A 6,755-nucleotide genomic window follows, 5' to 3' on the forward strand; every position below is an offset into this window, starting at 1 on the left:
GGGCGCGACGACGCCGGCCGCAGGCTCGCCGCCCTCTCCGACCGTGAGCGCGAGGTCGCGCGGCTGCTCGCGGAGGGCTGCTCGAACGCCGAGGTGGGGGCGCGGCTGCACCTCACCGAGGCGACGGTGCAGGGGTACGTGTCGAGCGCCCTGGCGAAGCCGGACCTGCAGAACCGCACCCAGCTCGCCCTGGTGGCCGCCCGAGCCTGACCCAGCCGCTCACCATGCGGTCAGGGGGTGCGGAAGCGGGCCTCGGTGGCCTGGACCAGCTCGCGCCAACGGGCGGCCTCGGCGTCGAACGGGGGGCTCGGGGCGAGGCGGGTCGGGTTCGGCCGGATCACGAACGACACCAGCCAGCCGAGGCTCTCCGACTCGGCCAGCGCGCGGGCCGGGGCGGGGTCGCCCGCCCACTCGGCGACGTCGAGCACCAGCTCCGAGGCCAGCTCGAGCTGCGTCGGGTCGACCTCCAGGGTGCCCTGGGCGATGTCCTCGTCGATCCCGACCAGCACGTAGTCGTTCATCCGGTCGACGGTCACCGTCAGCTCTCCGACCGCGGCCTTGTCGAGCACGTCCTGCCACGTGGAGGCGGCGACGAGGTCGTTGTCGTCCTTGCCGCCGTCGGCCAGCCAGCGGGCCAGCGCGCGCTCGGAGTCGAACGCGTCGATCCGGCCGCCCGAGCCGAGGAAGACGGCCTTGTCGTCCAGGTAGCACCGCAGGGTCACCATCGAGCCTGCGGAGGTGGTGATCCGGATCGGGTCGATCCCGATCTCCTCCCAGAAGCCGACGGGGCCGGTGTCCGCCTCGTCCTCGGCCACCTGCTCCTCGACGGCCTCCTCGTCGGCCTCGGCGAGCTCGTCGTCCGACGCCTCGCCCGCCGTCTCCGCCTCGACCCGCTCCTCTGCCTCGGCGAGCCGGGCGGCCAGCGCCGCGGCCTCGCGCTCGGCCTGGGCGAGGGCGGTCGCGTCGACCTCCGGGGTGGCGGTCATCGCGTCGAGGGCGTCGACGACCTCGTCCCACCGGTCGGCGACGGTCTGGGCGAGCTGGGTCCACAGCCGGTCGCCCTCGCGTCCGGAGAACGGGAGGGTGCCCTGGTCGAGCAGCGCGAAGCCGGGCGTGGAGTCGAGCACCGCGTGGACGACGTCGAGGTCGCAGACGTCCGCCAACGAGCGGACGATCTCGGTGATCTCCGCCAGCTCGCCGATGGTCCAGGTGTCCGGCTCCTCGGCCACCAGCTCGGGGACGCCGATGACGTCGAAGCGGCGGGTCTCCTCGGGGGTCAGCTCCGCGACCGTGAGGGTGGGCACCACCGCCCACGCCGGATGGTCGACGAGGTCGTGCTCGGTCTCGGTGCGCACGTAGGCGGCGAGCCGGGCGACCTCGGGGAAGCCGAAGATCGCGTCGTCGTCGCCGAGGAACGCCTCCCAGTCCTCGCCGTCCTCACGCCATTTCGGGGCCCAGAGCGTGACGAGGTCGCCCTCGGTGAGCGAGAGCTGGATGGGGACGATGTCGCTTGCCACGCCGCGATGCTAGCGGCGCGGCCCGGGCGTCTCCTGACGGATCACCCGCAGGGGCCCGTCCGCCGGTCGCGTCCCCACCGCGGGACGCGCACCGACGAGCACGGAACGGTCCGGACGCCGCACGCGGGGAAGGGGACCCCGACCTGGGCTCGGGGAGCGGGTCGGGGAGCGTGCGGGGGTCCGGGGCGCCGGTGCGGGACCTCGGGGGCTCCGACACCGGCAGGAATCTCAGGTGGAGCTGTGCAGACGGACGACGCCCACGGTGACGTCCTCGAGACCACCGCGGTCGAAGTCCCGACGCAGCTGGTCGGCCTTGACGGTCGCGGTCAGCCCGTCGAACGGGCCGTGCGCGTCCACCTCCCCGGTCTGGGGGTCGACGGCGAGCACCACGTAACCGTCGCACTGGGTGAGCTTCTCGGCGGCAGCCACCAGGGTCTGCTCCTCCGAGGTCGTGTTCTCCGGCACCGGATCACCTCCTTGTCACCTAGTACAGCGTCGGTGGCGGCTCCGGCGTGACAGTCTTCGTGGCATACCACCCGTTCGGGTCAGGTGAAAGTGTCCGGCCGTCACCGTCGGTCCGGGATCCGGGACGCAGCGCGCACGATCCGGATGATCACTGGTGTCACCGACCACTCTCGGGTACGCGGCGTGACCGCGCGGGACCGGTTAAAGATGATCTTGGTTGCTCGTGTGCGCAGTCGACCTGCCCGGACGGGGGCGAGCCGCTTTCGGGGGTCGTGCCGCGGCGGTACGCGAGTCGCCGTTCGACGACCGAGAGTGACCGTTCGACCACGATGGTTGACCGTTCACATCGCCCGGAGGTGCCCTGTGCGGGCCGGGCCGTGATCAGTAGGGTCCCGCGCCATGGACGTCCGCGTCGTCGACCACCCCCTCGCCCTCGCCCGCCTCACGACGATGCGGGACGCGCGCACGGAGAACGCCTCCTTCCGCGCCGCGCTGCGCGACCTCACGTTGTTGCTGGTGGTGGAGGCGACCCGGGACTTCGGTGTCGCGGACTTCCCGATCCACACCCCGGTCGCCCGGACCGTGGGGCACCGCCTGGCGCACCCGCCGATCCTGGTCCCGGTGCTCCGCGCCGGGCTCGGCATGGTCGACGCGGCCCAGAGCCTGATCCCGGAGGCGCAGGTCGGGTTCGTCGGCGTGGCCCGGGACGAGGAGACGCACCAGCCGACCCCGTACATGGAGTCCCTGCCGGAGTCGTTGGTCGGGCGGCCCGTGTTCGTCCTCGACCCGATGCTCGCGACGGGTGGGTCGATGGTCCACACGGTGCAGCTGCTGACCGCCCGGGGCGCCGACGACGTCACCGCGGTCTGCGTCCTCGCCGCCCCCGAGGGGGTGCGGACCCTGTCCGAGAGCGGCCTCCCGGTCCGCCTGGTGACGGGTGCGATCGACGAGCGCCTCAACGACTCCGCCTACATCGTCCCCGGCCTGGGAGACGCAGGAGACCGCCAGTTCGGCGCAGTCTGACCACATCCGACGCGAGCCGACAACCCAACCCGCGAGTCCCCCACTTCCGACGCGCGAGTCGGACACCTCGGCCCACGAGGCGACAGGACAGCCCGCGAGTCCCGCACTTCCGACGCGCGAGTCGGACAACCCGGCCCGCGAGGCGGACAGGACAGCCCGCGAGTCGGACACGGTGGCCCGCGAGTCGGACACGGTGGCCCGCGAGTCGGACACGGTGGCCCGCGAGTCGGACACGGTGGCCCGCGAGTCGGACACGGTGGCCCGCGAGTCGGACAACACGGCCCGCGAGTCGGACACGGCGGCCCGCGAGTCCCGCACTTCCGACGCGCGAGTCGGACAACACGGCTCGCGAGTTGGACACGGCGGCCCGCGAGTCCCGCACTTCCGACGCGCGAGTCGGACAACACGGCCCGCGAGTCGGACACGGCGGCCCGCGAGTCCCGCACTTCCGACGCGCGAGTCGGACAACACGGCTCGCGAGTTGGACATGGCCGGCCCGCGAGTCCCGCGCTTCCGACGCGCGAGTCGGACAGGACAGCCCGCGAGTCGGACAGGACAGCCCGCGGACAAGACGGCGGGAGTCGGACCGGATCGCGCGCGAGCCCGACACGGCGGCCCGCGCGTGCCCCCCATTTCCGATGCGCGAGTCGGACAACAGGTCCTGCGAGGCGGACACGGCGGCCCGCCAGGTGGACAGGGCGGCCCGGAGTCGAAGACACAGCGGCCCGCGAGCCCCTCACTTCCGTCGCGCGTCTCGGATCGGACAGCCCGCGACTCGGAGAGTGCAGCCCGCGGATCGTTCGTTCTCGATGAGTCGGACCGGCCCGCGTGTCGGACTGACGCGCACTCGTTCGGGCTTCAGTCGTCGCTCCAGCCGTCGCTCGACAAGTCCGCGACCGCGTTGAGGCGAAGGTGGTGGGTGAGGTCGGCCGGAGACGCTCGTTGATCGTCGTCTCGGCACCCGGAGCCGCGGCCAGCGCGGTCCCGCGCTCCGGAGCGACGATCATGGACCGGCTCACCTCCGGTAGAAGAGGCCAAGGGGGCACCTCGATTCCAGCCGGCCGGCAAGGGAGCCCGCTGAAGTGGTTCAGTGGCCGACGATGCCGTGTCCGACTCGCGCTATCGGATCCGACCTGTGCCACGTCGCGTCCGACTCACGCGCCACCCCGTCTCGCGGGTCGGGAGTGGAGGACTCGCGTGCTGCCGGCTCGGGTCGCGGACCGTTGGCTCGGACTCGTGGGTTGTCAGCCGGACTCGCGTGTCGGGGTGGGGACTCGCTGGTGGCCTGTACGACTCAGCGGGGCGCCCATCCATGTGAGACTCGTGCGCTGTTCTGTCCGACTCGTGGGCTGCCAGGTCCGACTCGCGCGTCGAGGGTGGGGGACTCGCAGTCGCTCTGCCCGACTCGCTGGCCGGTCGGGCCCGCCGGGGCGTGGTGTCGGACTTGCGGGCTGTGGTGTCGGACTCGCGCGCTGTGGTGTCGGACTCGCGGGTTGTCGTCGGACTCGCGCGCTGTGGTGTCGGACTCGCCGGGTCGCGGTGTCGGGCTGCGGGCTGTCTTGTCCGACTCGCGGGCCGTGGTGTCCGACTCGCGCGTCGGGGGTGGGGGACTCGCGGGTGGGGTAAGGGGCGCCAGCCGTCCACGGCGGCGCGGAGGACGGCGCGGGCGGCGGTGGCGGGGTCCTCGACCTCGCGGGGTGTGTGGGCGTGCAGCTGGATCGAGACCAGGCCGTGCAGGGCCGACCAGAGGCCCAGGGCGACCGTGCCGGGGTCCGCGTCGTGGCGGAGCACCTTCGCGCCCACCGCGGCCTCCACCGCCGAGACCAGCGGCTCGAACGCCTCCTCCTGCAGCTCGCGGGACTCGGCGTCGAGGTGCTCGCCGCCGAACATCGCGTCGTACAGGTGGGGATCGCACAGCGCGTCGGTGCGGTAGGCCTCCCCGAGCGCGACGAGCCGGGCGGCGGGATCGGGATCCGCCGGGACGTCGTCGAGGGTGCGGCGGAGCCTGCGGAAAGCGTCGTCGACCAAGGTCTTGATCAGACCCGGCTTGCCGCCGAAGAGGGCGTACACGGCGGTCGTCGACGTGCCGACCTCCGAGGCGAGCGTCCGCAGCGACAGACCGGACACCCCGTGCTCGCTGAGCAGCTCCGCGGCACGCGCGCGAAGCTTGGCGCGCAACACATCGTCGTGGACCTTGGGCCGTGGCACGTGGCGGAGATTACCTCCGATCCGGTGAACGCCGCCGTCTGGGCCGACCCGCGCGTGTCACGCGCAGGACACAGCGGTGTGACAGACCTGTGACGACAGGCCCGTAACGCCGCGCCCGCTGAAACAGATCTCCTCCTCGGGACCGGGAGGAGACGGGATGCGCGGGTTGGGGTGGCTGCGGCACGTCCGCGCCCCGCTGGCGGGTCTGGTGCTGGTCGGTCTGGTGCTCGTGGCCGTGCCTGCGGACGACGCGATCCCCTCCTCCGTGCGCACCACCGGGCAGAGCGTGCTCGGTACCGCCGGCCTGCCGCTGCGGGTGATGCCGCTGGGGGCCTCGAGCACCGCGGGGGTGGGCAGCCCGGCGACCGCCGGCTACCGCGGCCCGCTGTACACCGACCTGCTCGCCGAGGGCATCCGCGTGGACTACGTCGGATCCCAGCGCACCGGGCCCGCAGGCATGGCGGACCCGGACAACGAGGGCCACTCCGGCTGGACCCTGGAACGGATGGTCCCGCAGGCGAGACGGTGGGTGGCGGCGGCGGACCCCGACGTCGTGCTGCTGCACATGGGCACCAACGACGTGAACAGCGGCGCCCCCGGTGCCACGGCCGCCGCGCGGCTCGACCGGATGCTCGCCGAGGTCTACGCGGGCTCGCCGCGCACCCACGTGATCGTCGCCGGCATCTGGGCCGCGCTGCCCACCCACCTCGCGGACCGCGCGGAGCTCGCCCGGCTGACCCCCGGGATCGTCGCGAAGTACCGCGCGCAGGGCCGGTCGGTGGAGTTCGTGGACACGTCGACGCTGTTGTCCGCCACCGACTTCACGGACGCGCTGCACGCCAACGCCACGGGCTACGACAAGATCGCCGCGATGTGGACGACCGAGATCACGGGCTGGCTCGCCGCCCGCCGTGCCGCCCCGATCGAGCCGGTCACGGGCTGATCCCGGCCGCCAGCACGGCTCCCAGCTCCCAGCAGGCCTCACGCGCGGCCCTGTCCGGCGCGCCCATGACCTCGACGGTCTGCGCCGCCTGGGTCCACCCCATCGCGTCGGTGATCCGCCCGACGTCTCGCACGGCCCCCTCCACGCCTTGGTTGCCATGCACGTACAGGCCGAACGGCAGCCCGCGGGTGTCCTCGCCGCAGACGTAGAAGACCTGGTCGAAGAAGTGCTTCAGCGCACCGGACATGGTGCCGATGTTCGCGGGGGTGCCGAGCACGACCGCGTCGGCCGCCAGCAGGTCCGACGCCGTCGCCGCCAGCGCCGCCCGCGTGCGCACCTCCACCCCGGTGATCTCCGGGTCGGACGCCCCGCGCCGCACCTCGTCGAGCAGCTCCTGGCAGGCGGGCGACGGCGTGTGGTGGACGATCAGGAGGACAGCCACGAGTCGACCTCCTCCCGGAGCCCCGCCATCCTCGTGTCCGCGCGCTCCCGGGCGGCGTCCAGGTCCTCGGTGGGCTCCTCCACGACCTCCAGATAGGCCTTCAGCTTCGGCTCCGTGCCCGAGGGCCGCACCACGACCCGGGCCCCCGGCCTCCGCA

8 protein-coding genes are annotated in these 6,755 nt (G+C 73.1%); 3 read left to right on the forward strand and 5 right to left on the reverse strand.

Translation table 11 applies throughout. The features are described 5' to 3' along the window. A partial coding sequence (locus H5J29_RS16350) for a response regulator transcription factor (RefSeq protein ID WP_181781822.1) occupies positions 1 to 210 on the forward strand: 210 nt, incomplete at its 5' end. 20 nt (positions 211 to 230) lie between these two features. Here the strand turns inward: H5J29_RS16350 and H5J29_RS16355 are convergent. Continuing rightward, positions 231 to 1,517 (reverse strand): SatS C-terminal domain-containing protein, encoded by a 1,287-nt coding sequence (locus tag H5J29_RS16355; RefSeq protein WP_181781823.1) that lies wholly within the window; start codon positions 1,515 to 1,517, stop codon positions 231 to 233. A 228-nt stretch (positions 1,518 to 1,745) separates the two neighbouring features. After that, a complete protein-coding gene (locus H5J29_RS16360) occupies positions 1,746 to 1,982 on the reverse strand; it encodes a hypothetical protein (RefSeq protein ID WP_093077288.1) in 237 nt (78 codons plus the stop codon). 399 nt (positions 1,983 to 2,381) lie between these two features. Between H5J29_RS16360 and upp the strand changes: the two genes are divergently transcribed. Next, positions 2,382 to 3,005 (forward strand): uracil phosphoribosyltransferase, encoded by a 624-nt coding sequence (upp, locus tag H5J29_RS16365; protein ID WP_181781824.1) that lies wholly within the window; start codon positions 2,382 to 2,384, stop codon positions 3,003 to 3,005. Positions 3,006 to 4,124: 1,119 nt separating this feature from the next. On the opposite strand, the gene H5J29_RS16370 is transcribed toward upp, so the two are convergent. Then, entirely contained in the window at positions 4,125 to 5,213 is a 1,089-nt protein-coding gene (locus tag H5J29_RS16370; RefSeq protein WP_181781825.1) for a TetR/AcrR family transcriptional regulator, read from the reverse strand. 157 nt (positions 5,214 to 5,370) lie between these two features. Between H5J29_RS16370 and H5J29_RS16375 the strand changes: the two genes are divergently transcribed. Next, on the forward strand, positions 5,371 to 6,156 hold the full coding sequence (locus H5J29_RS16375; RefSeq protein ID WP_181781826.1) for an SGNH/GDSL hydrolase family protein: 786 nt from the start codon (positions 5,371 to 5,373) through the stop codon (positions 6,154 to 6,156). Here H5J29_RS16375 and H5J29_RS16380 read toward each other — a convergent pair. Beyond that, positions 6,146 to 6,598, reverse strand: coding sequence for a flavodoxin family protein (locus tag H5J29_RS16380; RefSeq protein ID WP_181781827.1), 453 nt, complete (start codon positions 6,596 to 6,598; stop codon positions 6,146 to 6,148). The two genes, H5J29_RS16375 and H5J29_RS16380, sit on opposite strands and share 11 nt — an antisense overlap. After that, positions 6,583 to 6,732, reverse strand: a complete 150-nt coding sequence (locus H5J29_RS36580) for a hypothetical protein (protein WP_376768539.1) — start codon at positions 6,730 to 6,732, stop codon at positions 6,583 to 6,585. Before H5J29_RS36580 ends, H5J29_RS16380 begins: the two co-directional genes overlap by 16 nt. Positions 6,733 to 6,755: the final 23 nt, after the last annotated feature.

Source organism: Pseudonocardia pini, assembly GCF_013870575.1.
GTDB classification, from domain to species: Bacteria; Actinomycetota; Actinomycetes; order Mycobacteriales; family Pseudonocardiaceae; genus Pseudonocardia; species Pseudonocardia pini.

Coding starts and splice junctions, on each gene's coding strand:
- upp (WP_181781824.1), top strand. CDS start 2,382: ATGGACGTCCGCGTCGTCGACCACCCCCTCGCCCTCGCCCGCCTCACG.
- H5J29_RS16375 (WP_181781826.1), top strand. CDS start 5,371: ATGCGCGGGTTGGGGTGGCTGCGGCACGTCCGCGCCCCGCTGGCGGGT.